Below are 23,077 nucleotides of genomic sequence, written 5' to 3'. Positions count from 1 at the left end.
ATGAAAATTATATGCAAATTTCTGTGTATAAACATGAAAATAAAATGAGAATAAATTAACTATTTTTTCTAAATATTCATTAAATTTACATTTATAAGATAGTATCCAATTAATGTTCGTATTTTTGTGTTTTTTAAGCGTAAAAACACAAAAAATAACACTTTTTTAAATAAAATTATTGAAAAATATGATCAAGAGATTATAATAGGAGAATCTAGTTGAAAGGAACCGACGGATAACATGAAAATAAGTAAAGTAATCGAAGGGGATTATTTCCATACACCTTCAGCGCATACATTAGATTATGGACATGCATTGTTTGCATTAGATGAATTTGGTACGATTGTTAAGATGATTCGACAAGAAGAATCCAGTTTTGACGAGTTAAAACGTGAATGGTTTGCTGAAGCTGAGCAAACAGTAGTCGTTCCTAAAGGGCGTTTCTTATTTCCAGGATTGATCGATCTACACGTACATGCCCCACAGTGGCCACAAGCCGGAATTGCGTTAGATGAACCACTTGAAGTGTGGTTAGATCAATGTACATTTCCACTAGAAGCGAAATATGCGGATGTAGATTTTGCAAAAGAAGTGTATACCGATTTAGTCACAAATTTACTTTCTCGAGGCACGACGACTGTATTGTATTTTGCGACAGTCCATAAAGAATCAAGCATTTTACTTGGAACATTATGTGGTGAATTAGGCCAACGAGCATTGGTAGGCAAAGTGGTGATGGATCATCCAGATACAACACCTGAAACGTATCGAGATATCAATGCCAAACAAGCATTGGCGGATACGGAAGCATTTATCAAAGCTGTGCGTGAGTTAGATTATCCGCAAGGAATCTATCCTGTGATTACACCAAGATTTGTTCCGAGTTGCTCTGATGAAGTTTTGGCTGGATTAGGAAAATTAGCTGAGAAATATCAAGTCCATGTACAATCACATTGTAGTGAAAGTCAGTGGGAGCATGAGCACGTATATGAACGTTTTGGAAAACGAGATACCCAAGTATTGGCCGATTTTGGATTATTGACCCGAAAGTCGATTATGGCACACGGTAATTTTCTGACACCTGAAGATGGTGAAATTTTCCATGATCATGGTGCATCAGTAGCCCATTGTCCAATTTCAAATGCTTATTTTGCCAATAGTGTGTTGCCCGTCAAACGCTTGCAAAAACAAGGGGTTACGGTAGGTCTTGGTACGGATATCTCTGGTGGTTTTTCACCAAGCTTGTATGAAAATATTCGTCAAGTTGTGATGAGTAGCCGCATGTTAGAAGAAGGTGTTGATGCAAATAAACCTTTAGCAAAAAGAGGAGGCTTAGCGGATTCGCGTGTCTCTTTAGTAGAAGCTTTTTATCTTGCTACGACAGCAAGCGGTCAAGCATTGGATTTAAATATTGGCTGTTTTCAAGAAGGATTTAGTTTTGATGCGCAAGTAATTGATCCAAATCATGCACAAAATCGTTTGCCTCATTTTGCATTTCAACAACCAGAAGAAATATTTTCTAGAATTGTGTATCTAGCCGATCAAAGCAATATCCGTCAAGTTTTTGTTCAGGGAAAACTAGTTCACGAAAAACAGGGGGAAAAATAGTGGAATCAACTGCAAAACAAAAAGAAAGTAACTTAACGATCGGCGTCAATGACGATATTCCATATGGCCAAGCGCTATTACTTGGATTACAACACGTCTTGGCGATGGACGTATACGTACCACCATTTATTATTGCCACAGCGATTGCGATGTCGTCAAATGATGCATCAGGATTGATTCAATCGACATTTTTAGGAGCAGGGATTGCTTCTTTGATTCAAGTATTATTTTTCTTAAAATTACCGGTCTGTCAAGGACCATCATTTGTTCCAGTAGGTGCGATCATTGGGATCTTTTTAGGATCAAAGGGAATGGATACCGTGATTGGTTCTAGTTTAGTTGGCGCAGCAGCTGTTGTGTTACTTGGATTTACTGGAATCTATAAACACATCGTACGTCATTTTATTCCGTCTATTGTAAGTGGTACGATTATTATGATCGTAGGATTAACATTGTTACCTTCGGCTTTTACGAGTAATATCTATGTATCAAGCGAGAGTTTATCGATCAATCAAAATATTTTTCTAGCTATTATTACAGCAGCTATTTTAGTTTTGTTTTCCATGTTAGGGGTCTATTTCCCTAATTTAGGTAAAGTCTTCCGGATCAGTTCAGTCATTATTGCATTAGCAGGTGGAACGCTCGTCGCATCGTTCATGGGTGGTTTTGATACAAGTACTGTAGCGCAAGCCCCATTTTTTAGTCTACCTAAAGTGGCCTTTATCAACTATGGCGTGCATTTTGATTTATCAGCTATTTTAACGATGTTGGTGATCTATTTAGTATTATTGGCCGAAACAACGGGAACATGGTATGCAGTAAGTGCGGTAATTGAAGAGCCGTTGACGGATACACAAATCAATAAAGGTGTGATCGGTGAAGGGATCGGCTGTTTAATTGCTGCATTAGTTGGAACGACACCGGTTACCGGTTATTCTACAAATGCTGGAATTATCTCGATCACAGGGGTTGCCAGTCGTAAAGTCTTCATTATGGCATCTGGTTGGTTTATTGCATTGTCATTTTTAGGGAAATTATCAAGTTTGATCAACGCGATTCCAACTGCTGTAATTGGTGGCGTTTTTGCAGTCGTATGTGTAATCATTATGTTAAGTGGATTTAGAGTCATCAAAAACGAAGAATTTTCTGAACGTGAATTGTACATTATCGGAGTACCATTGATTTGTGCGATTGGCTTGTTGTTTATGCCAACAAATGTAAAAGAATCTGCACCACAGTTTATTCAATATTTATTAGATTCTCCAATTGCGATTAGTGCCATCGTAGCGATTGTGATGAATAAGTTGATCCCAGCTACGAAAACGGTAGCTTAAAAAGAGCAGTGAAAACTGCTCTTTTTTTATCGTGAAAAAAGCGTGTAGCCGTACTTTTTCACGGTAGTTGTGATATACTGAACACTTGGAAATACATCTTTATTTCCGAAAATGAACGGTCAAAGAAATTTGGCGATTAAAGGGGAAAAATCAACATGAACAAATTAAAAGTTCAAGATTTGATTGCAACAGGGATCTATACTGCGATTTATTTCTTGATGATGAGTGTCTGTCTATTGGTCTTACGTTTCGTAATTCCTGGTTTTCATAATTTATTTATACCTGGTGTGAGTGCAATGTTTACAGGAATCGTGTATTTATTATTGATCAAACGCGTACCAAAATTTGGAGCAATCACGATCATGGGAAGCGTCGTAGGGATCTTTTTTTTATTTACCGGCCATTTTCCACTCGCAGCAGTACCGAATATCTTATTTGCTTTTTTAGCGGATGTTATTCAAAATAAAACGAAATTACCTGAAAAAATGCGTACTTTAGTGAGCTATGTTGTCTTTAGTTTTGGCTTAATGGGTCCAATCTTACCGTTATGGTTTATGAAAAATGCCTATCAAGCTTCTTTGATTGCTAGAGGGAAAGACCAAGCGTATCTAGATAAAGTATTTGAACACGTTACGATGAATGTGTTCTATGCAAGTCTAGCTTTAGTGGTAGTTGGAGCGATTTTCGGTTTTTATCTAGGAAGCTATTTATTTCATAAACATTTTAAAAAGACAGCATAATAGGAGGTCGTATGACTTACAATTATCTAAAATTTGACCCACGTAGTAAACTGTGTGTGGTCTTTTTTGCGAGTATCTCGCTAATGTTTCCGTTATCCTTTACATTAGAATGCGTTATGATCGGCATTATGTTTAGTTGTTTAGTGGCAAGTGGAAGTTTTAAAAAAGGGCTCTTATTTGTGGGTGTTTTTGTAGGTTTATGGGTAGCCGATCAATTTTTGTTTTATTATGTGCCTTCGTTTATTGGCGCTTTATTGGATTTTTTAGCTGTTGGAAATCGTCGGTTACTTCCTACAGTCATGGCCGTGACGTTTGCATTAGATAAAACGAAAATTAGTGAGTGGCTCGCTGCGTTACAACGTCTACACTTGCCAGCTAAAGTATTGGTACCACTTGCTATTTTATTTCGCTTTTTCCCGATGGCAATTAAAGAAATGCTTTATGTAAGACGTGCGATGAAGTTTCGTGGGATTGCCGTTTCTTTCTTCTCGCTATTTCGGCATCCGTTGCAAACAATGGAATATTTGTTTGTTCCATTGTTACTATCGGCTGAAGAAACATCATTAAATTTATCTGCGACCGCTTTAGTGAGAGGGTTAGGCAATCCGTTGCAACATACAAGTTATTATACCTTACGTTTAAAATGGTATGATTATACTTTGATGGTCTTTGTTGTATTATGTTTGGTGATAAGGATGTGGGTAAAATGATTACATTAGAAAACGCGAGTTTTATCACGAAAGATCACATCCAGATTTTAGATCGCTTGACCTTTTCAATTCCAAAAGGAGAGTGCGTGGTGATTTGTGGTCCTAGTGGAAGTGGAAAATCTACATTGTTCAATGTATTAAATGGACTTTATCCAGAACTTTATGAAGGAGAAGTTCTTGGTACATGGAGTGTATTGGATCAAGTGTTGCCGGTAACCGATTTTGCGGCGTACATTGAACGATTCGGTGTGGTATTTCAAAATCCAAAAACACATTTTTTTACCACGGATGTCATTTCAGAACTGGCATTTATTATGGAAAATTTTGGTTATCCTTCAGTCGAAATCAACATGCGTGTCCAGCAACAAGCTGCAGAATTTTTTTTGGATCCGATACTAGAAGCAAGTGTTTTTGCGTTATCTGGTGGTCAGAAACAGCAAGTATCGATTGCTGCAGCTACTATGTTAGCACCAGATTTACTATTGCTAGATGAACCATCAAGTAATTTGGATTTTGCGGCCATTGCCCGTTTAAAACAAGCACTTTGCCAATTGAAAGCACGAGGCGTCACGATTTTGATTGCAGAGCATCGACTTGCCTATTTATTAGATATCGCGGATCACTTTTTTGTCTTAGAAAATGGACATTTAAAAGTAGCGTTAACTAGAGCGCAAATCGTGCAATTAACCGATGCGCAACGAATCGAGTTAGGATTACGCGAGTTACAAGCATCTAAACAATCGTTAGTGCATAAACTAGGAATCCCCTCTTCGATCACCATTACGTTAGATCGCATCAGTTATCGTTATCGAAAACAAACACAAGTGGCATTGTCGATCCCCAAACTCACATTAACAAACCAAGAAATCATTGGAATCACAGGGGATAACGGAGCAGGGAAATCCACTTTTTTTCAAGTACTATCCGGTCTGATGCGGCCTAAAAAAGGCAAGATTTTTATGAATGATCAAGTAGCCAAAGAAAAAATGCGAATCGATGCTTGTTTTTTTGTGATGCAAGATGTGAATCTACAACTCTTTTTTGAAACGGTCCGTAAAGAACTATTAGAAAAAGCGAAATTACCTGAGCGTTTTGATGAGATTTGTACACGATTTAACTTGACTGCATTACTTGACCGTCATCCACATACGTTGTCTGGTGGTGAAAAGCAACGGGTGGTGATTGCTAGTGCGATTTTATCTGGCAAGACGATTTTATTGTTTGATGAGCCGACAAGCGGATTGGATTATGCAAATATGATGCAAGTCAGTACATTATTAAGAGAACTTGCGCTTGAAGGTGTGATGGTACTTGTGATTAGTCACGATCAAGAATTTATAAATCAGACTTGTCATCGCTTGTTGCATTTTGAACAAGGACAAATCGCAGCAGATCGCCGAATGGAATAAAAAAGATACAAGGTATGCTACACTAGAATGAATAGAAGGCTTAAGGAGGAATTTGGATATGGATCTATTTCAACCATTTACTATCAAAGGAATGACGACAAAAAACCGTATTGTCATGCCCCCAATGTGTCAATACTCTGCAAAAGATGGCCAAGTCAATGCTTGGCACATGCAACATTATACCAGTCGAGCAGTGGGTCAAATCGGAACCATTATTATTGAAATGACAGATGTCTCACCAGAAGGACGAATTACAGATCATGATCTAGGACTTTGGGAAGATGCACAAATTGCTCCACTTAAAGAATTGATTGCGTCGATCAAAGCATTAGAACCTGACGTGAAGATAGGCATTCAATTAGCGCACGCGGGTAGAAAAGCAGAAGATGCTCCAGAAATCGTAGCCCCATCTGCTTTGGCTTTTTCAGAAGAGTACAAAGTGCCACATGCACTCACTACTGAAGAAACAAAAGCTATGGTTCAAAAATTTCAAGCAGCTGCAATTCGCGCCTTAACAGCTGGTGTCGATTTTATTGAATTACACGGAGCTCACGGCTATTTGATTCATCAGTTTCAATCGAAGCGTACGAATCAACGGGTAGATGAATACCAAGAATTACCACGTTTTGGAGTCGAAGTAATTCAGGCTGTAAAAGCGGTAATGCCAGAAGAAATGCCGCTGTTCTTTCGAATCAGTGCATTGGAATACGCACCAGATGGTTATGATTTAGAACAAGGATGCGATCTAGCAAAAGCCTATCAAGCAGCTGGTGTGGATGTATTCCATGTTAGTAGTGGCGGTGAAAGTACGGTAGGTCCTGCTGTTTCACCAAAAGGGTATCAACTTGAAGCAGCTTCTGCAATAAAAAAAGTAACTGGATTGCCAACGATTGCAGTGGGACGTTTAGAAGAATTTATCTTCGCAGACGGTGTCATTGCAAGTGGTCAAGCAGATATGGTCGCAATCGGACGTGGTGTATTGGCTGATCCTTATTGGCCGATCCATGCTGCTCAAACTTTAGGATATGAACTTGCTATTCCTAAGCAATATACGCGTGGAATTCGCTTTAAAAAAACAGTCTAGCTATTTAGCTAGACTGTTTTTTCTTCATGTAAAAGCGATCGAATAATGTCGATTAATTGTGTGCGTATACCAGATTCTGGTGCTTCATGACTACGCACTAAAGATACCCAAAAACGTGGTTGATCGTGGTCGGTAATCGGAATTTGAATCAAGCCATCTTCTTTAAAGATGGCAAGTTCGGTCAAAAATCCAATTCCAATGTTAGCACGAATCATACTTTTTAAAATAGCCAAATCTTGTCCTTGATGGCGAATCAATGGATTGATATGCGCTTGAGTAGCAAAGGCTTGGAGTGCCATAGGATGGATATAATGCTCGTTTAACAATAAAAATTCTTCTTGTGCTAACTCATGAAAGGATACAGAAGAACGAGTAGCTAGCGGATGATCTGGACTGACGACGATCACAAAATCTCGGATCATCAATACTTCACTGATCAAGTGGGTATCGCGTAAGGGGTGAATGGACCCGACAACACCCATATCCAATCGTCCAGCTTTTAATCGTTTCGTTAATTCGTTTGAACCACCTTCAACAAGCTCAAGATAGTTAAGCAACTGTTCTTCTAGTAATGCTTGTGAAAATTCATGAAAAAAATAGTTGCCAATGATGGGAGGAAGACCAAAACGGATCTTCTCATCGCTAAGTTGTTGAAGTTCTTTTTTTGCCAGTTTCCATTCTGTTAATAAACTCGTTGCATGATGGGCAAACAGCTTTCCTGCAGCGGTTAATTCTACTTTATGGTGAGATTGATCTCTTATAAATAAGACCACACCAAGTTCTTGTTCGATTCGTTTGATAGCATATGTGACGGTCGGTTGGCTTACTTGAAAAAAATTTGCGACTTTTGTGAAATTTTTTTCGGTAACTAATTGTTGAAAGTATTCGATATCTTTAAAATTCATTGTTATACCAGCCTTTTTTACTTCATATAAAAATATTTTATCATAGTTTCATAATTTGACTATAGTTTTTTCATCGGAGTAAAGTAGTGCTTGTAAAACAAAACGAGCCAAATAAATGATCATTGCCTTTCGAACAGGTTGATCCAAAAGCAAAGCATAGAATCTGCCAATTCTGTTTTTTGCTTTTTATGCGACTTGAAAGTAGACGATATCGTCTAGATAAATAAACGAATAGTATCTGCTATTCGTTTTTTTTGTGAAAAAAAATTGACCGACAGCATAGAACTTGCTATTCTAAAGCAGGTTAGAATATGGAAAGTGGGGAATACATACGTGATTGAAGTAATAACAAAAGTCTTATCAATTATTTTATTAGATATCGTGCTTAGTGGGGACAATGCTGTGGCGATTGCACTGGCTACGAAACGCTTAGATGAACAAAGCCGTAAAAAGGCTATTTTTATAGGAACAGCTGGAGCGATTGTGTTACGTGTGCTTTTAATGATTGTGGCGATTCAAATCCTAGCAATCCCATATGTTAAGATTATTGGCAGTTTATTACTGTTTTATATTGCATATGACTTATTAGTCGCCAATGAAGATGCTAAGGATACGTCTAAAGGAACGACTTCGTTTATGTCAGCAATTGGGACGATTATGCTAGCAGATTTGATTATGAGTTTAGACAATATCTTATCGATTGCAGGTGTAGCATCAGATAATCAGTGGTTGGCATTATTAGGATTAGCGATCAGCATTCCTTTGATTATTTTTGGCAGTCAATTAGTATTAGGACTTATGGATCGTTTTCCTATTTTAGTTTGGATCGGAGCCTTATTGATTGCCTATACAGCTGGAAAAATGTTTGTTGAAGATCATTTGACTGCTGATTTTATCAACCATATTGTACCAAATATCAGTCATACTGTTGTGGTTCCACTTGTCTTTTGTGTCGTGTTATTTTTGCTGTATCAATTACTTGGACGTAAAAAATTAGTTTCCACACGTTAAAAAACTTGAGTTCATTTTTTGAACTCAAGTTTTTTTTGTACAATAGGCAGCATAATCAATAGGATCACAGCCGACAATGACATGATAGTCTAAAGTATCTTTTTTTAAATCATGAACAATTAATAATCGTTCATTTTTTTCTTCAAATTTACCGATCGTAAATAAGACATATCGATCATCAATCACTTCCGAATCCTTAATGAATTTTGAAAAAACAGTTCGGATATGTTGCACTTTTGTAAGGCGGTCTTGTGCCTTTTCAGCAGCTTTCGTTAAAGTAAAGCCTTGATCTAAGTAGTATTTGATCATTTCGACCGTCACGACTGCTTGTAATCGATAAGATCGGTGCCCAGATGAATCTGAATTGATCGAAGTAATGTATCCTTTTTCTTCCCAATAGCGCAATTGACGCGGAGAAGTTTGACTCATCTTGCTCAGTTCACTGATTCCGATTCGTAATTCATCACTTTCTAACCATTTTCGTAAGGTCGAGAACATGACTATCCTTCTTTCTTGATAATTTATCTACCTCGATTATACTTTTATTTCCAAGTGTGTCAAGTTAGTTGACAAAGAATAAAAAACAGTTTAAAGTATAGCATGCTGCATAAGAATTTGAGTTACGAAAGGATGGACCACCATGAAAGAAAATCAAGCTGTCGATATATATGGTAAACCGTATAATCGGACGCTATTAGTTGCTGTCTTATTAATTGGAACATTTTGTACAGTACTAAATCAAACATTATTAACAACTGCATTTCCAACGTTAATGAAAACATTTGATATCACTGCGGCGACTGTACAGTGGTTGACTACAGGTTTTTTATTAGTTAATGGGATTATGATCCCAATTTCTGCTTGGATGATGAACAAATTCACTTCTCGTGCGTTGTATTTATGGTCAATGACCGTATTTTTAATCGGAACAATCATGTGTTTTGCGGCGACAAATTTCCCAATGCTTTTAGCAGGACGTTTAGTTCAAGCTGCCGGTGTGGGTATTTCGATTCCGTTATTGCAAAATATCATGTTAACGATCTTTCCCCCAGAAAAACGTGGTGCGGCTTTAGGCGCGACCGGAATCGTTATCGGTCTAGCTCCAGCCTTAGGACCAACTTTATCTGGTTGGATCATTGACAACTATTCTTGGCGTGATCTATTTGGAATGATCATTCCAATCGTCATTATTGTATTAATTTTAGCCTTTTTCATGATGAAGAGCGTGATTCCATTGTCAAATCCTGCAATCGATATCCCGTCGATTCTAATGTCTTCTGTCGGGTTTGGATCACTGCTTTATGCCTTCTCAAGTGTCGGTGACGATGGTTGGGGAAGTACCAAAGTATGGTCATTTATGATCGTAGGTATCGTTGTGATCACGATTTTTAGTATTCGTCAATTAAAATTAGATACACCGTTTTTAGAATTACGTGTCTTTAAATCACCGATCTTTACGATTGCGTCTATTTTATCTGGTGTAACAAACATGGCTTTAATTGGAGCTGAAATGGTATTGCCGCTTTATATTCAAAATATCCGTGGCGAATCTGCATTCCACTCTGGATTGATGTTATTACCAGGTGCATTAGCACTAGGGGTAATGATGCCGATTACTGGGATTATTTTTGATAAGATCGGAGCGAAACGTTTAGCGATTACCGGAATGTTTTTACTTACAGCAGCAACAGCGCCATTTATGTTTTTAACTGAAACGACTCCAGTTATTTATATTATCGTATTATACGGAGTTCGTATGTTTGCGATCTCAATGGTTATGATGCCAGTTACGACTTCTGGAATGAACGCTTTACCACAAAAATTAGTCACACATGGTACGGCTGTGAACAATACATTTAGACAAGTAGCAAGTTCAGTAGGGACTGCGATTTTAATTAGTGTCTTAACAAATAGAATCAATGATTCAATGCCTAAAAAAGCAGTTTTAGATGCTACACCATTAGCTTATAAAGCACAAGCAACATCTGCTATGTTAGATGGGTATCATGCAGCCTTTTTAGTAGCCGTTGGATTCAGTGTGGTAGGACTCTTTATTGCGTTCTTTATTTCAAGTAAAGTAACGGCAACGAAAGCTGAGAAGGAGGTGATCGCAAAATGATTTTAGTAATTTTAGTGATTAGTGCTCTATTATTTGCAGGAAGTTTTATTTTTGCAAAATCGGTGATCCAAAATATAATCGCCACTATTTTAGGGGTTATTTTTATTGGAAGCTTAGTCCTTGTCACATTAAACTATTCCAACCATTTTGGGATGGAAAAAGTTACCGTAGAAACAAAAAATAGTGGTCAACCGCTATATAGTTCAATCAATAGTGACGGTGTCGATGTGCTAATGTATCAGCCTTTAGGGGATGGATCTGAAAAAGTATACTTATATAATACGAAAAAAGATCAAAAAGAACCGGCTAAAACAGGGACGGATCATGTCACAAATACGGTAAAAAAAGCAGAAGATGATCAAGCAAAATTAGTGCAGAACAAAACGTATTGGGAGTATAAAAGTGATTGGGCACGCTTGTTATTTGGCATTGCAGACAACGATCACGAACTCGTTGAAGAACACAATACCTTTTATTTACCAGAAACTTGGACTGAATTAACCGTTGATCAAGCAAAAGCATTCGGTGAACTGATGACAAAACAAAAAGATCAGTTAGCTAAGGACGGTAAAACGTATGTAACCGAACAAGTCATGGCAGCGATGAAGAAAAATCCTAAATTGTCAGCTGCTGAACAAAAGGCAGTGACTGAAAAAGCGACAGCTGAATTTCAAGCACAAGCTATTCAAAAAGCATTGGCAGAAGTCAAAGCAAAATAAACGTAAACGAAATCATTCATTTGAAAAGATGAATGGTTTCTTTTTTTACCTTGGCTTATAATAATGATAAAAGAGGTGTAAGGTGATGACGAAAAAAGAACAGGTATGGCAGTATTTATGTGATCATTCGCAAGCGTTTAGTGCAAGCGATGTAGCAAACGCTTTGCTTATGGACCGTACAAATGCAAGTCGATATTTAAATGAATTAGTAAAAGAGCAAAGGGCTACGAAAAGCGATGAACGACCAGTGAAATATCAAGCATTAAAAGCCGCGATTGGAGATATTTCGTTTCATGATCTAATCGGTGCGCACGCGTCATTAAAAAATGCTATTCAAAAAGCAAAAGCCGCGATGTTATATCCACCACATGGCTTACCAACTCTTTTATTTGGTGAGACGGGAACAGGGAAAACCTTATTTGCTGAATGTATGTATCAATTTGCTTTAGAGGCACAAGTCTTAGATGAAGCAGCTCCGTTCATTACATTCAACTGTGCAGATTATGCACAAAATCCACAATTACTTTTCTCACATATCTTTGGTGTAACCAAAGGTGCCTATACAGATGCTGAAACAAAACCAGGTTTAGTTGCACAAGCGAATGGAGGTGTCTTGTTTTTAGATGAGATTCACCGTTTGCCGCCAGAAGGTCAGGAAATGCTGTTTACCTTCATCGACAAAGGAATCTATCGTCCACTAGGTGCACAAGAAGAATTAAGCGCAACCGTTCAAATTATCGGTGCAACAACTGAAACAAGTAGTACATTTTTAGAAACCTTTACACGTAGAATCCCGATGCAAATTGAATTACCACCACTTGAACAACGTACATTAGGGGAACGCTTTGAAATTATCGAAGATTTTTTACAACAAGAATCCAATCGACTCAATCAAACGATCGAAATCGATCGTCAAAGTATTTTAGCTTTTTTGATCTATCCGACCAAAGGAAATGTCGGACAATTAAAACGTGATCTAAAATTAGTTTGTGCAAAAGCCTTTTTACATTTTTCAACAACGAAAGAACAAACTGGATTAGTGATTACAAAAAATGATTTGCCTTTGGCGATTCAAAAGGGATTATTGCGCGTCAATGAATTTACAGAATCACTTAACGACATCTTACATCCTAAAAAGACACAGTTGATTGTTGAACCGGGTGAGACAAAAGGGGTGTGGTCTCAAGATCCTACGGCAAAAATGGATGTTTATCAAACGATTACGTATACACTAGATACTTTAGAAGAAAATGATATTCCAACACTCGATTTAGAACAGTTGATTGAAAAAGATGTAGAACATTATTTTGATTCGTATATTGAAGATTTATCGCATAGTTCGATGTATCAAGAAATCATTAATAGCACGCTTTGGAGCTTGGTCAACCAACTATATGATCAAGCTGAAACGAGTTTACAACGACAGTATTCTGAAAAAAATCGCTTTGCCTTTGCCCTTCATGTACAAGCAATGTTAGAGCGGATTCGCCAAAATCGATTGATCACGTATCCGGATCTCAATTCTGTGAGACGAAACCATTTATTAGAATTTCAATTGGCGATGGAGATTTCACTGCGAATCGAAGAAATGTATCAAGTTGAGATTCCATTAGATGAGATCGGCTTTTTGACGATGTTTTTTGTAGAAGAAACAAGTGATAAACCAATACCCCATACGGTGGCTGTGATGGTGATCATGCATGGAGAATCTACCGCATCCAGTATGTTAAAAACAGCTCAAACGCTATTAGGTACAACAAAAGGAATTGCGTTTGATATGCCACTGACGATGAAGACAGAGCAAGTCTATCAGGCGATTCAAAAAGAATTGCATCAACATTTAGAAAGTTATCAAAAAGGGATCGTATTTTTAACCGATATGGGTTCTCCGAATACATTTAGTCAACTGATCACCACAGAGTATCAAATTCCCACAGAAACGATTTCGTTTTCAAGTACGATGCTTGTTATTGAAAGTTTACGTATGGCTAGTGCGGGACGTACTGTATATGAGATTGGCCAAAGTATTCGTCAATCATTGTTGGCTTCCTTTAAAGAAGAGTCTCCTATCACTACACGAAAAAATGCTTTGCTTGTGACGTGTTATACAGGAGCTGGAGTTGCAAAGCTCACAGAATCGATTTTAAACGAGCTATTGGATCCGACACAAGTCGAAATTTTGACGCTTCCTTTTTTAGAACAGAATCGTTTTGATCAAGAGTATAGACAGTTAGAAAAAGAGTACGAGATTATCGGGATGATCGGTACTCATAAAGATAGAACAAAAGCAGCGCCGTTCTTAGCAGTCGCAGATTTTTTTGATTTGAAAATTCGACAATTATTTTTTGAAACGATTGGGATTTCACTTGATACTCAGCAAAAAGCCGACGATTTATTTGCTCATTATGTCCAATTGGCTCAAGAATATATCGAACTGTTGGCCTCTAATTTTCAATTAGATGATGAAGCACAAGCAGGACTTAAAATGCATATTGCTGCTGCATTTAATCGACAATATGATCCAAAATGGATACCAGAAAAAAGTTTATTTCAGGTAAATCACACAATCTTTGAACAAGTTGAACACATCAATCAGCGATTTATCAGCCAATATGGACAAGGCTTAGTTGATGACGAAGTCAAAAACGTGGCGTATCTTGTTGAGAATTTACAATATAAGGCCGAATAGTTACACACTGTGTATAGTGTAGAAAAATGTGTGTAAGCGTTAACTCGTGGTGTGATGCGATTTTTTTTGGCACGCTTCTTGCTTATAGTTTAATGTAATGACTTATATTAAGGAGCGTGTTACTAATGAAAAGAATTATGCTTGTATGTTCAGCAGGAATGAGTACTAGTTTATTGGTTCAAAAAATGCAAAAAGCCGCAGAGGCAAAAGGATTAGAAGCAGATATTTTTGCAGTATCTTCTTCAGAAGCAGACGGTAAACTTGCAGATACAGATCACCCAATCGATGTCTTGATGTTAGGACCACAAGTTCGTTTTATGAAAGGTCAATTTGAAGAAAAAGTTGCAGGAAAAAATATTCCAGTGAGTGTCATCGACATGCGTGATTACGGTACAATGAATGGTGAAAATGTATTGAATACAGCCATCACGATGATTGAAGCGAAATAAGAGGGTCATAAGATGAATGAGATGAATCAAGAGCAACTACAAGAGATTATGGGATTGATTATCTACGCTGGAAATGCAAAAAGCGATGCGATGGAAGCGATCCAAGCTGCAAAAAAAGGTGAATTTGAACTTGCAGAAGAAAAAATCAAATTAGCTGAGGAATCGTTAGTACAAGCGCATCAAGCCCAAACTAAACTGCTAACAGCTGAAGCCAATGGTGAAGAATTTAAAGTAAACTTATTGACGATTCATAGCCAAGATCATTTGATGACAAGTATTACATTTACTGATTTAGCCAAAGAAGTTATTGATGTATATAAACGTGTATCTTAAAAAGAGGTATGACAGATTTCTGTCATACCCCTTTTTCTTTATTTTTTCAAATGATAACTATAAGTGGCTAAAATAATATTTTGTCTAGTAGCTAGACGCAAACGTAGTTTCAAACTTGTTTGGTTATGCAAAATACGTTGCCAACGTTTATTTGGTAAAAATTGAGGAATCAAAACAGTCGTAGTGTAGTTTTCTTGTGCTGCATGTTTGCTCACGCGATCCACATAGCGGATGATTGGATTTTCGATAGAACGATACGACGAGTGAACAACAGAAAAGCGAACATCTGGGAAATGTTGACGAAATTCCGATTCGATTTCGCGTTCTTTTTTTATATCTTCATCTAACGAAACATGCATTGCAATCACATAGTCACCGATTGAGCGCGCATAATTCAATGCGCCAATGTTCACTTGTGTGACGTTTCCCACTAAGACGATCACCGTATTTCCTGCATACTCATGCAGATCGCATTCTTGCTCTAAGCGTAGTTGTTCGGCAACATTTTTATAATGATGATTGATTTTATAAAAGATAAACAATAAAATCGGCATGATAATAAAGTAAGGCCAGATATCGGCAAGACGATACATTAATAAAATGATAATGATCAAATAAGAAATGAGCGCTCCGATAATATTTGCTAATGAGTGACGAATCCAATGATCTTTTTGTTTATACCATCTGACAACCATCCCACTTTGTGACAAAGCGAAGGGAGTAAATACTCCAATTGAGTAAAGCGGGATCAACCGTTCAGTTGAACCTTGGAAGATAAACAATAAGACAATAGAGCCTAAAGCTAAAGTAATAATTCCATTTGAATAACCTAGACGATCTCCGCGGTCTTGATACATATGTGGCATAAATTTATCTTTTGATAAATTATAAGCTAAGACTGGGAAAGCAGAAAATCCCGTATTGGCAGCGACTGCTAAAATCAAGGCTGTTGTGAATTGTAATAAATAAAATAAAATCCCGCCGCCAAACACGGCTTTTCCGATTTGTGATAAGACAGTGACTTCAGCTCGTGGAACAATCCCATACCAATAGTTGATAAAAGTGATCCCAACAAAGAAGAACCCTAAAATCGTTGCCATCAATGTCAGTGTACCAGCTGCATTTTTCGCTCGTGGTTTTTTAAAAAATGGTACAGCATTACTAATGGCTTCCACTCCAGTAAGAGAAGAAGAACCAGAAGAGAATGCACGTAAGATCAAGGCGATAGAGACTCCAGGTACCGCCGTTCCTACTGCTGCTGTGGCATGTAGTGGGGCATTTCCTGTTACGATTTGAAATAGTCCATACATAATTAAGAGTGAAATAATGGCAATAAAACTGTAAACGGGAATCATTAAGAAACTTGCAGATTCTCTCAAACCGCGTAGATTCATCATCATAATCAATACGACAATGACCACTGAAATGGCAACTTGGTGACGACCTAGAGAAGGGATTGCAGAAATAATCGCTTCTGCACCAGCTGATACGGATACGGCCACCGTCAACATGTAATCGACTAAGAGCGATCCTCCAGCAATCAATCCAGCATTTTTTCCTAGATTTTCGCTACTGACGACATAAGCACCGCCGCCTTTAGGATAAGCATGAATAATTTGACGATAAGATAACGTTAAGGAAATCAATAAAATAATAACAAAAAAAGCAATCGGTAATGAATACCAAATCGCAGCTGTCGATAATGCGACCAACACGACAACGATTTGCTCTGTTCCATACGCAATGGAAGACAAGGCATCAGAAGAAAGCAAAGCCAAGGCTGCTAAACGACCTAATTTATGGTCATCATTTTCGGCAGATTTTAATGGCTTTCCAACTAACCACCTTTTTAAAATGTTCACAAAATCATTCCTCCTCAAATTCATACTAATTCTATCTAAATTAGCAATCAAGATTGTATATTAGAACTCTCTTTCATAAAAGTCAATCTTTCTTTTCATGATTTTTTTAAAATAACGAGTATGAATTCTTAACTAAAAGTTTATCCTTCATTAAAAAATTAAACTCACAAATAAAAATATTGTTAATTTAGTATTTCATTCATTTTTTTTGATAAAAACAAAAAAGATTGATTGTTTTTTCACAATCTTTTTGTTAAAATAAATAGAGATAAAAAAACGAGTAGTAGGAGGAAAAAATGAAAACGAAACGTTTGTTGACATGGGGTATGTTAATGCTGATGGGTGCATCTGTTGCTGGATGTGCGATTTTAGAACCAGACGCACCAAAAGATGGAGCGAAAAAAGAAAAAACAGAACAAAAATATGAAAAGAACGACAAAGAAAAAGATAAACAAGGTAAAAAAGAAGAAGCAGATGTTGAATCTGGTGCTTCGGAATCTGCATACACTGACCCTAAAGAGTTAAAAGATGAGTATGATATCGTCATCGTAGGTTCTGGTGGAGCTGGAATGACAGCAGCTATTGAAGCTAAAGACAAAGGGATGAATCCTGTTATTTTAGAAAAAATGCCGGTAGTCGGTGGAAATACATCAAAATCTTCTAGTGGGATGAATGCTTCTAATACAAAATTCCAACAAGAGCAAGGGATTAAAGACAGCAATGATTTATTCTATGAAGAAACCTTAAAAGGTGGACATGGTACAAATGATAAAGAATTATTGCGTTACTTTGTGGATCATTCTGCTGATGCCATCGATTGGTTAGATGGAATTGGGATTAAATTAGACAACTTAACCATTACCGGAGGAATGAGTGAAAAACGTACCCATCGGCCTTCAGACGGTTCCGCAATTGGAGGCTACTTAGTTGAAGGATTAAGTGAGAACGTGAAAAAACGAGATATTCCAGTGTTTGTCAATACTGATGTCAAAAAATTAGTAGAAGAAGATGGCAAAGTAGATGGTGTCGTAGCCCAAGTTCAAGGTGAAAAAGAAAAAACGATTAAAGCAGATGCGGTTATCGTAACGACCGGGGGCTATGGAGCTAGTGATGAATATATTAAAGAATACCGTCCTGATTTAGAAGGATATGTGACAACGAACCAACCAGGTAGTACCGGTGATGGAATCAAAATGATTGAAGCAGTTGGCGGACAAACAGTCGATATGGATGAAATTCAAATCCATCCAACCGTACAACAAGATCAAGGAATCTTAATTGGCGAAGCAGTTCGTGGTGAAGGTGCGATTTTAGTCAATGAAGAAGGAAATCGTTTTGTTAATGAGTTAGACACACGTGATGCCGTATCTGGTGCAATCAATAAGCAAACGGATAAAGATGCGTATTTAATTTTTGATCAAGGTGTTCGTTCACGCGCAACGGCTATTGAGTTCTATGCATCAAAAGGATATGTAGTAGAAGCAAAAACAGTAGAAGAGTTGGCGAAAAAATTAGAGATGCCTGCAGCTAATTTAGAAAAATCAGTAACTTCTTGGAATGAAGCAGTCAAAAATCAAAAAGATGAAGCATTTAATCGAACGACTGCAATGGAGCATCCATTAGATCAAGCGAATTATTATGCAATCAAAATCGCCCCAGGAATTCATTACACGATGGGTGGCGTAAAAATCAATACGAAAACAGAAGTCTTGAATAAAGACAATAAACCAATCGAAGGGCTATATGCAGCAGGTGAACTTGCTGGTGGCCTACATGGTGAAAACCGTATTGGTGGAAATTCGGTTGCAGAGATTATTATCTTTGGTCGTCAAGCAGGTGTACAAGCAACTGATTATGTAAAAGCTGAAGATTAAACGTAAAAAAAGCATGGCGTAAACGCGCCATGCTTTTTCTTAAATTGCTTCGATTGTTACGTCGATGTTGCCTTTAGTTGCACGAGAATACGGACAAGTTTGTTCAGTAATCTCTAGTAACTCTTTTGTTTCTTCTAATGAAAGTCCTTCGATATGTCCACGGATTTCTACACCTAAAACAACATCAGGTAATTCGCTTTGGCTGATATTGTATAGGGAAACAATAACTTCAATAGTTGATTCACCAGTGATTCCACGTGATTTTTTCAAATAATCTAAAGCACTGTTAAAGCATGCGCTGTATCCTGCTGCAAATAATTGCTCTGGATTAGTTGCATTTTCCGCACGGCTTCCTGGAGGGGCGATATTTAATTGGAAAGAATTATCTGGAGAATGCACTTCTCCGCTACGTCCGCCAGTATTGATCATTTTAGTTGAAAAGATTTTTTTCATTGTTGAAAAACTCCTTTATTATTTTTTTAGTTCACAATTATATTGTACACAATATTATTTAATTTGACAATTAAAACCGCTCGATTATACTAAAAGAAAGGAGCGGATGAAATGAGCGATACAATGTTAGACAAAGAGTTATGTTTCCAACTCTATGTAGCTTCAAAAGAAGTGATCAAAAAATATAAAACCTATCTAGATCCTTACGATTTAACCTATACAGGATTTATTGCAATGATTGCGTTAGAAGATTATATGACAGTAAATCAACTGGGCGAAATCTTATATTTAGATTCGGGAACACTTAGCCCTTTATTGAAAAAACTAGAAAAAAAAGGATACTTAGAAAAGGTACGTTCAAAAGAAGATGAACGACGAGTAGAATTGATGCTTACGCCAAGAGGTAAAGAAGTAAAAGCGGAGTTGCCGTGTATATCTGAGCAAGTGGCCAATAGTATGGATATCAAAAACCTTAAAGCCGATCATCAAACGTTACTTACTCAATTGATTGGATTAAACGAACTATTTAAAGCATAAAAAGAGATCAGGATTCCCTGATCTCTTTTTGTTTTAAAGCTAGTCGTTTATTTCCTTTGTACAAATCCACAGTTGTCCAACAAAGTAATGCCAAGACGATGAAGATAATGATATAGGCAATCATATGTGCATGTGTGATGTCGTTTGCTGTAGCTTGATCACCAAAAAAATCTTCTATTTGTTTTGGTAAACCGATTAAATTGAGATAGGTTAAACTAAGGACAGAAGCCCAACCAAAGAATTTAACGATCCAATTGTTTTTAAAGCGATGTCCCATTTCAAATGAACTGTTGGTCATCATCAATAATGGAATCATCGAAAAGGGCAGTGCAAACGCTAAAAAGACTTGCGAATTGTTCATTAAATTATTTAATGCAGTATGTTCTTCGATCGTTCCTTTTCGACTGGTTAAAGTAACGCAGATCAACACAGGGATCACAGAGATCAAACGAGTGACAAGACGGCGCAACCAAATAGGTAATTTTAAATGAATAAACCCTTCCATAATGACTTGACCGGTAAGTGTGCCAGTAATTGTTGAATTTTGACCAGATGCGAGTAAAGCTACGGCAAATAAAGTAGACAAAATCCCTGATTTTGCCACTTCAGCTAAAACACCATTGCTTAGTGTAGTAGGATCAGATAATGATTCATATAGTCCAAAAAAGGAAGGATCTTTTACCGTTCCGGATTTAAATACGGCGACTCCCATAATCAGTAACAGGGCATTGACTACAAAAGCTAAGCTTAACTGGATGTTTGAATCCCAAGTTGAAAAGCGAACAGCCTCTGCGACTTCTTCTTCATTGTCATGATCGATGGCACGTGTTTGGGAAACTGCTGAATGTAAGTAAAGATTATGCGGCATTACAGTCGCACCAATAATCCCCAAGGCTCCTGTAAGTGGTGTCTGACCACCGATTTGAGGAGCATCAGCAAATGTTTGAGTCGTTGGAATAAATCCTTTAAACATCGCGGCCCAGTCAGGATTAGATAAGGCTACTTGATAAATAAAGACAAATAAAATAACGAAAATCAAGCAGACAACTAAAGCTTCAATTTTACGAAATCCAACTTTAGTCAATAACAATAGTAGTAATACATCAAATACTGTAATAAACACGGCGTAAAGTAAAGGAATCCCAAATAATAAATAAAGTGCGATAGCTGCCCCGATAACTTCTGCGATATCTGTTGCCATGATTGCTAATTCTGTTAACACCCAAAGGACGATGCCTAAAGGTTTACTTGTACGTGAACGAATCGCTTGTGCTAAGTCTTGTTGTGTGACGATTCCTAATTTTGCTGCCATGTATTGTAGTAGCATTGCAATTAAACTAGACATTAGAATAATCGACATGAGCAAGTATTGAAAATTTTGACCCCCTGTAATCGAAGTCGACCAGTTTCCTGGATCCATGTATCCCACTGCGACTAATGCACCTGGACCTGAATAGGCTAATAACGTACGGAAAAATTCTTTTCCTTTTGGAACTACGACTGTTCCATTTATTTCTTGAAGAGAAGGTCCGTTGGCATGATTTGCAAGTGAGTGTTTCTCTTTCGTTTGTTTCAACGTAAACCCCACCTTTTCTTTCATATATATATTGAGTTTATTTTACACCTTTCATAAAAAAAAAGACAGTAAAGTTTCGGCTTGCCTAACTTTCTTACAAAACTATTCGTTTGAGCAAAATTGTTGCAAGATTGAATTTAATTGTTTATAGTTGACTAGTCAATTGTTGATAAGTCATTCTTTTTTTAAAATCGAAACAAAAGAGTTGCTTTTTCATCTTGTTGGCGTTATAGTTGACTAGTCAATTATTGACACGTCATGTTTTTGAAGGGAGGAACACAAATGAAATTACGAGAAGTCAGTCAATTGTTGTATCTATTGAAATCTACCGATCAAAAAATCAGTCGACTGTTTGAAAAAGAGATCGGATTTAGTTTGACACGATATGAATTATTGATGGCACTGATTGAAAATCAACCGTGTTTACAAACAAAGCTTCAAGAATATTTGCAAATCGATCAAGCAGCGATTACTCGACATTTAAAAATCTTAGAAGAAAAAGGATATGTTTCACGTCAAAGAAATCCAGAAAATAATCGGGAGATCTTTGTCACGTTGACAGCCAAAGCAGATCAAGAACTACATGCTTGTGAGAATAAGTATACAAACGTTCAAGAAACCTTTTATCCTTCTTTGACAGAAGAAGAATTTCAGTTGTTGCGTCAATTGCTACAAAAAATGAACCAAGAATAAGAAGACGAAAGAAGAGATCCTATGTTGAAAAATAATAATTTTGAAGAAATCACATTTGAAAGAAAATCAGTTCGTGTATATGACGAATCTGTTAAAATCAGCAATGAAGAAATGCTAGAAATGATTCAAGAAGCCTCAATCGCACCATCTTCTGTGAATATGCAACCTTGGCGTTTTGTTGTTGTCGAAAGCGATGAAGCAAAAGCAAAATTAAAACCACTAATCCGTTTTAATACACGTCAAAATGATTCATCTTCAGCAATGGTATTAATCTTTGGAGATATGATGTGTCATGAATATGGTGAAGAAATTTATGATCAAGCAGTAGCAGAAGGTAAAATGCCACAAGAAGTACGCGATCAACAATTAGCTGCAATCATTCCTCACTATGAAAAATTAACAAAACAAGAAATGAACGATGTTGTAAAAATCGATGCTAGTTTAGCTGCAATGCAATTTATGTTAGTTGCTCGTGCACATGGTTACGACACAAACCCAATCGGTGGTTTTGAAGCGGATCAATTAGCAGAAGCATTTGATTTAGATAAAGAACGTTACGTACCGGTTATGATTTTATCTGTCGGAAAAGCTGCAGAACAAGGATACACATCTGTTCGCTTACCAGCTGAAAAAATCACAACATTTAAATAAAAAAATTAAAAACTAAAGGAGTTTATATTCATGATTATCGTAAACGCAAAATTCTCAGTAAAACCAGAAGCTCGTGAAGATTTTTTAAATGAAATCAACGCATTGATTGCTTCATCTAAACAAGAAGAAGGCTGTTTAGCATATGATCTTTACGAATCAGCTGCAACACCAAATGAATTTGTAATGATCGAAAACTGGGCGACAAAAGAAAATACAGAAGTTCACAACACGAATCCTTTACTTTTAGCATTTGCTAAAAACGTTGCGAATTATGTTGCAGCAGCACCTGTTTTACAAATCGTAGAAAAGAAAGAGGACTAG

22 protein-coding genes are annotated in these 23,077 nt (G+C 37.1%); 17 read left to right on the top strand and 5 right to left on the bottom strand.

Annotated features, from left to right (window positions below; all coding sequences use genetic code 11):
* Positions 1–240 precede the first annotated feature (240 nt).
* The 6 genes from guaD to I573_RS09995 all read left to right on the top strand — a co-directional run bounded on the left by guaD (position 241) and on the right by I573_RS09995 (position 6,885).
* Positions 241–1,608, top strand: coding sequence for a guanine deaminase (guaD, locus tag I573_RS10020; protein ID WP_016186578.1), 1,368 nt, complete (start codon positions 241–243; stop codon positions 1,606–1,608).
* Positions 1,608–2,942 carry a uracil-xanthine permease family protein gene (locus I573_RS10015; RefSeq protein ID WP_016186577.1) on the top strand — a complete coding sequence of 445 codons (1,335 nt, stop codon included), beginning with the start codon at positions 1,608–1,610 and terminating at the stop codon, positions 2,940–2,942. Before guaD ends, I573_RS10015 begins: the two co-directional genes overlap by 1 nt.
* Before the next feature lie 155 nt (positions 2,943–3,097).
* The gene (locus I573_RS10010; protein WP_016186576.1) at positions 3,098–3,682 is read left to right on the top strand and encodes an MptD family putative ECF transporter S component; all 585 of its coding nucleotides are present in this window, start codon (positions 3,098–3,100) and stop codon (positions 3,680–3,682) included.
* A gap of 11 nt (positions 3,683–3,693) precedes the next feature.
* Positions 3,694–4,392 (top strand): energy-coupling factor transporter transmembrane component T, encoded by a 699-nt coding sequence (locus tag I573_RS10005; protein WP_016186575.1) that lies wholly within the window; start codon positions 3,694–3,696, stop codon positions 4,390–4,392.
* Positions 4,389–5,801, top strand: a complete 1,413-nt coding sequence (locus I573_RS10000; RefSeq protein WP_016186574.1) for an ABC transporter ATP-binding protein — start codon at positions 4,389–4,391, stop codon at positions 5,799–5,801. The genes I573_RS10005 and I573_RS10000 overlap by 4 nt, the downstream gene beginning before the upstream one ends.
* A 58-nt stretch (positions 5,802–5,859) precedes the next feature.
* Positions 5,860–6,885 carry an NADH:flavin oxidoreductase/NADH oxidase gene (locus I573_RS09995; RefSeq protein WP_016186573.1) on the top strand — a complete coding sequence of 342 codons (1,026 nt, stop codon included), beginning with the start codon at positions 5,860–5,862 and terminating at the stop codon, positions 6,883–6,885.
* 8 nt (positions 6,886–6,893) lie between these two features.
* Here the strand turns inward: I573_RS09995 and I573_RS09990 are convergent, their stop codons facing one another.
* On the bottom strand, positions 6,894–7,790 hold the full coding sequence (locus I573_RS09990; RefSeq protein ID WP_016186572.1) for a LysR family transcriptional regulator: 897 nt from the start codon (positions 7,788–7,790) through the stop codon (positions 6,894–6,896).
* A 333-nt stretch (positions 7,791–8,123) separates the two neighbouring features.
* On the opposite strand from I573_RS09990, the gene I573_RS09985 reads away from it, so the two are divergent.
* On the top strand, positions 8,124–8,801 hold the full coding sequence (locus I573_RS09985; protein ID WP_016186571.1) for a TerC family protein: 678 nt from the start codon (positions 8,124–8,126) through the stop codon (positions 8,799–8,801).
* 24 nt (positions 8,802–8,825) lie between these two features.
* On the opposite strand, the gene I573_RS09980 is transcribed toward I573_RS09985, so the two are convergent.
* A complete protein-coding gene (locus I573_RS09980; RefSeq protein ID WP_016186570.1) occupies positions 8,826–9,299 on the bottom strand; it encodes a MerR family transcriptional regulator in 474 nt (157 codons plus the stop codon).
* 142 nt (positions 9,300–9,441) lie between these two features.
* On the opposite strand from I573_RS09980, the gene I573_RS09975 reads away from it, so the two are divergent.
* From I573_RS09975 to I573_RS09955, 5 genes are all read left to right on the top strand, one after another.
* Positions 9,442–10,920 (top strand): MDR family MFS transporter, encoded by a 1,479-nt coding sequence (locus I573_RS09975; RefSeq protein WP_016186569.1) that lies wholly within the window; start codon positions 9,442–9,444, stop codon positions 10,918–10,920.
* Positions 10,917–11,639 (top strand): DUF4811 domain-containing protein, encoded by a 723-nt coding sequence (locus tag I573_RS09970; protein ID WP_016186568.1) that lies wholly within the window; start codon positions 10,917–10,919, stop codon positions 11,637–11,639. Before I573_RS09975 ends, I573_RS09970 begins: the two co-directional genes overlap by 4 nt.
* A gap of 85 nt (positions 11,640–11,724) precedes the next feature.
* Complete coding sequence (locus tag I573_RS09965) at positions 11,725–14,328, top strand: sigma-54-dependent transcriptional regulator (RefSeq protein ID WP_016186567.1); 2,604 nt, start codon at positions 11,725–11,727, stop codon at positions 14,326–14,328.
* A gap of 125 nt (positions 14,329–14,453) precedes the next feature.
* Positions 14,454–14,777, top strand: coding sequence for a PTS sugar transporter subunit IIB (locus I573_RS09960; protein WP_016186566.1), 324 nt, complete (start codon positions 14,454–14,456; stop codon positions 14,775–14,777).
* A 21-nt stretch (positions 14,778–14,798) separates the two neighbouring features.
* Positions 14,799–15,110: a PTS lactose/cellobiose transporter subunit IIA gene (locus I573_RS09955; protein ID WP_342662186.1), complete on the top strand. Its 312-nt coding sequence runs from the start codon at positions 14,799–14,801 to the stop codon at positions 15,108–15,110.
* 38 nt (positions 15,111–15,148) lie between these two features.
* Here I573_RS09955 and I573_RS09950 read toward each other — a convergent pair whose 3' ends face one another.
* Positions 15,149–16,972: an APC family permease gene (locus I573_RS09950; protein WP_016186564.1), complete on the bottom strand. Its 1,824-nt coding sequence runs from the start codon at positions 16,970–16,972 to the stop codon at positions 15,149–15,151.
* 296 nt (positions 16,973–17,268) lie between these two features.
* Here I573_RS09950 and I573_RS09945 point away from each other — a divergent pair, with 296 nt between their 5' ends.
* On the top strand, positions 17,269–18,846 hold the full coding sequence (locus I573_RS09945) for a flavocytochrome c (RefSeq protein WP_016186563.1): 1,578 nt from the start codon (positions 17,269–17,271) through the stop codon (positions 18,844–18,846).
* Between the two features lie 39 nt (positions 18,847–18,885).
* On the opposite strand, the gene I573_RS09940 is transcribed toward I573_RS09945, so the two are convergent.
* Positions 18,886–19,299: an Ohr family peroxiredoxin gene (locus I573_RS09940; RefSeq protein ID WP_016186562.1), complete on the bottom strand. Its 414-nt coding sequence runs from the start codon at positions 19,297–19,299 to the stop codon at positions 18,886–18,888.
* Positions 19,300–19,410: 111 nt separating this feature from the next.
* Between I573_RS09940 and I573_RS09935 the strand changes: the two genes are divergently transcribed.
* Entirely contained in the window at positions 19,411–19,836 is a 426-nt protein-coding gene (locus tag I573_RS09935; protein WP_016186561.1) for a MarR family winged helix-turn-helix transcriptional regulator, read from the top strand.
* A gap of 7 nt (positions 19,837–19,843) precedes the next feature.
* Here the strand turns inward: I573_RS09935 and I573_RS09930 are convergent, their stop codons facing one another.
* The gene (locus I573_RS09930; RefSeq protein WP_051109580.1) at positions 19,844–21,436 is read right to left on the bottom strand and encodes an Nramp family divalent metal transporter; all 1,593 of its coding nucleotides are present in this window, start codon (positions 21,434–21,436) and stop codon (positions 19,844–19,846) included.
* A 258-nt stretch (positions 21,437–21,694) separates the two neighbouring features.
* Between I573_RS09930 and I573_RS09925 the strand changes: the two genes are divergently transcribed.
* Genes I573_RS09925 through I573_RS09915 form a run of 3 tightly spaced genes read left to right on the top strand, consistent with a single transcriptional unit; the run spans position 21,695 to position 23,077 of the window.
* Positions 21,695–22,105, top strand: a complete 411-nt coding sequence (locus tag I573_RS09925) for a MarR family winged helix-turn-helix transcriptional regulator (protein WP_016186559.1) — start codon at positions 21,695–21,697, stop codon at positions 22,103–22,105.
* A gap of 21 nt (positions 22,106–22,126) precedes the next feature.
* Positions 22,127–22,756 (top strand): nitroreductase family protein, encoded by a 630-nt coding sequence (locus I573_RS09920; RefSeq protein WP_016186558.1) that lies wholly within the window; start codon positions 22,127–22,129, stop codon positions 22,754–22,756.
* Between the two features lie 30 nt (positions 22,757–22,786).
* On the top strand, positions 22,787–23,077 hold the full coding sequence (locus I573_RS09915; protein ID WP_016186557.1) for a putative quinol monooxygenase: 291 nt from the start codon (positions 22,787–22,789) through the stop codon (positions 23,075–23,077).

The sequence above is a fragment of the Enterococcus sulfureus ATCC 49903 genome, assembly GCF_000407605.1.
Lineage (GTDB): Bacteria > Bacillota > Bacilli > Lactobacillales > Enterococcaceae > Enterococcus_G > Enterococcus_G sulfureus.
Note: the sequence above shows the minus strand (reverse complement) of the source record. Positions and strands in the feature narration are given on the sequence as shown.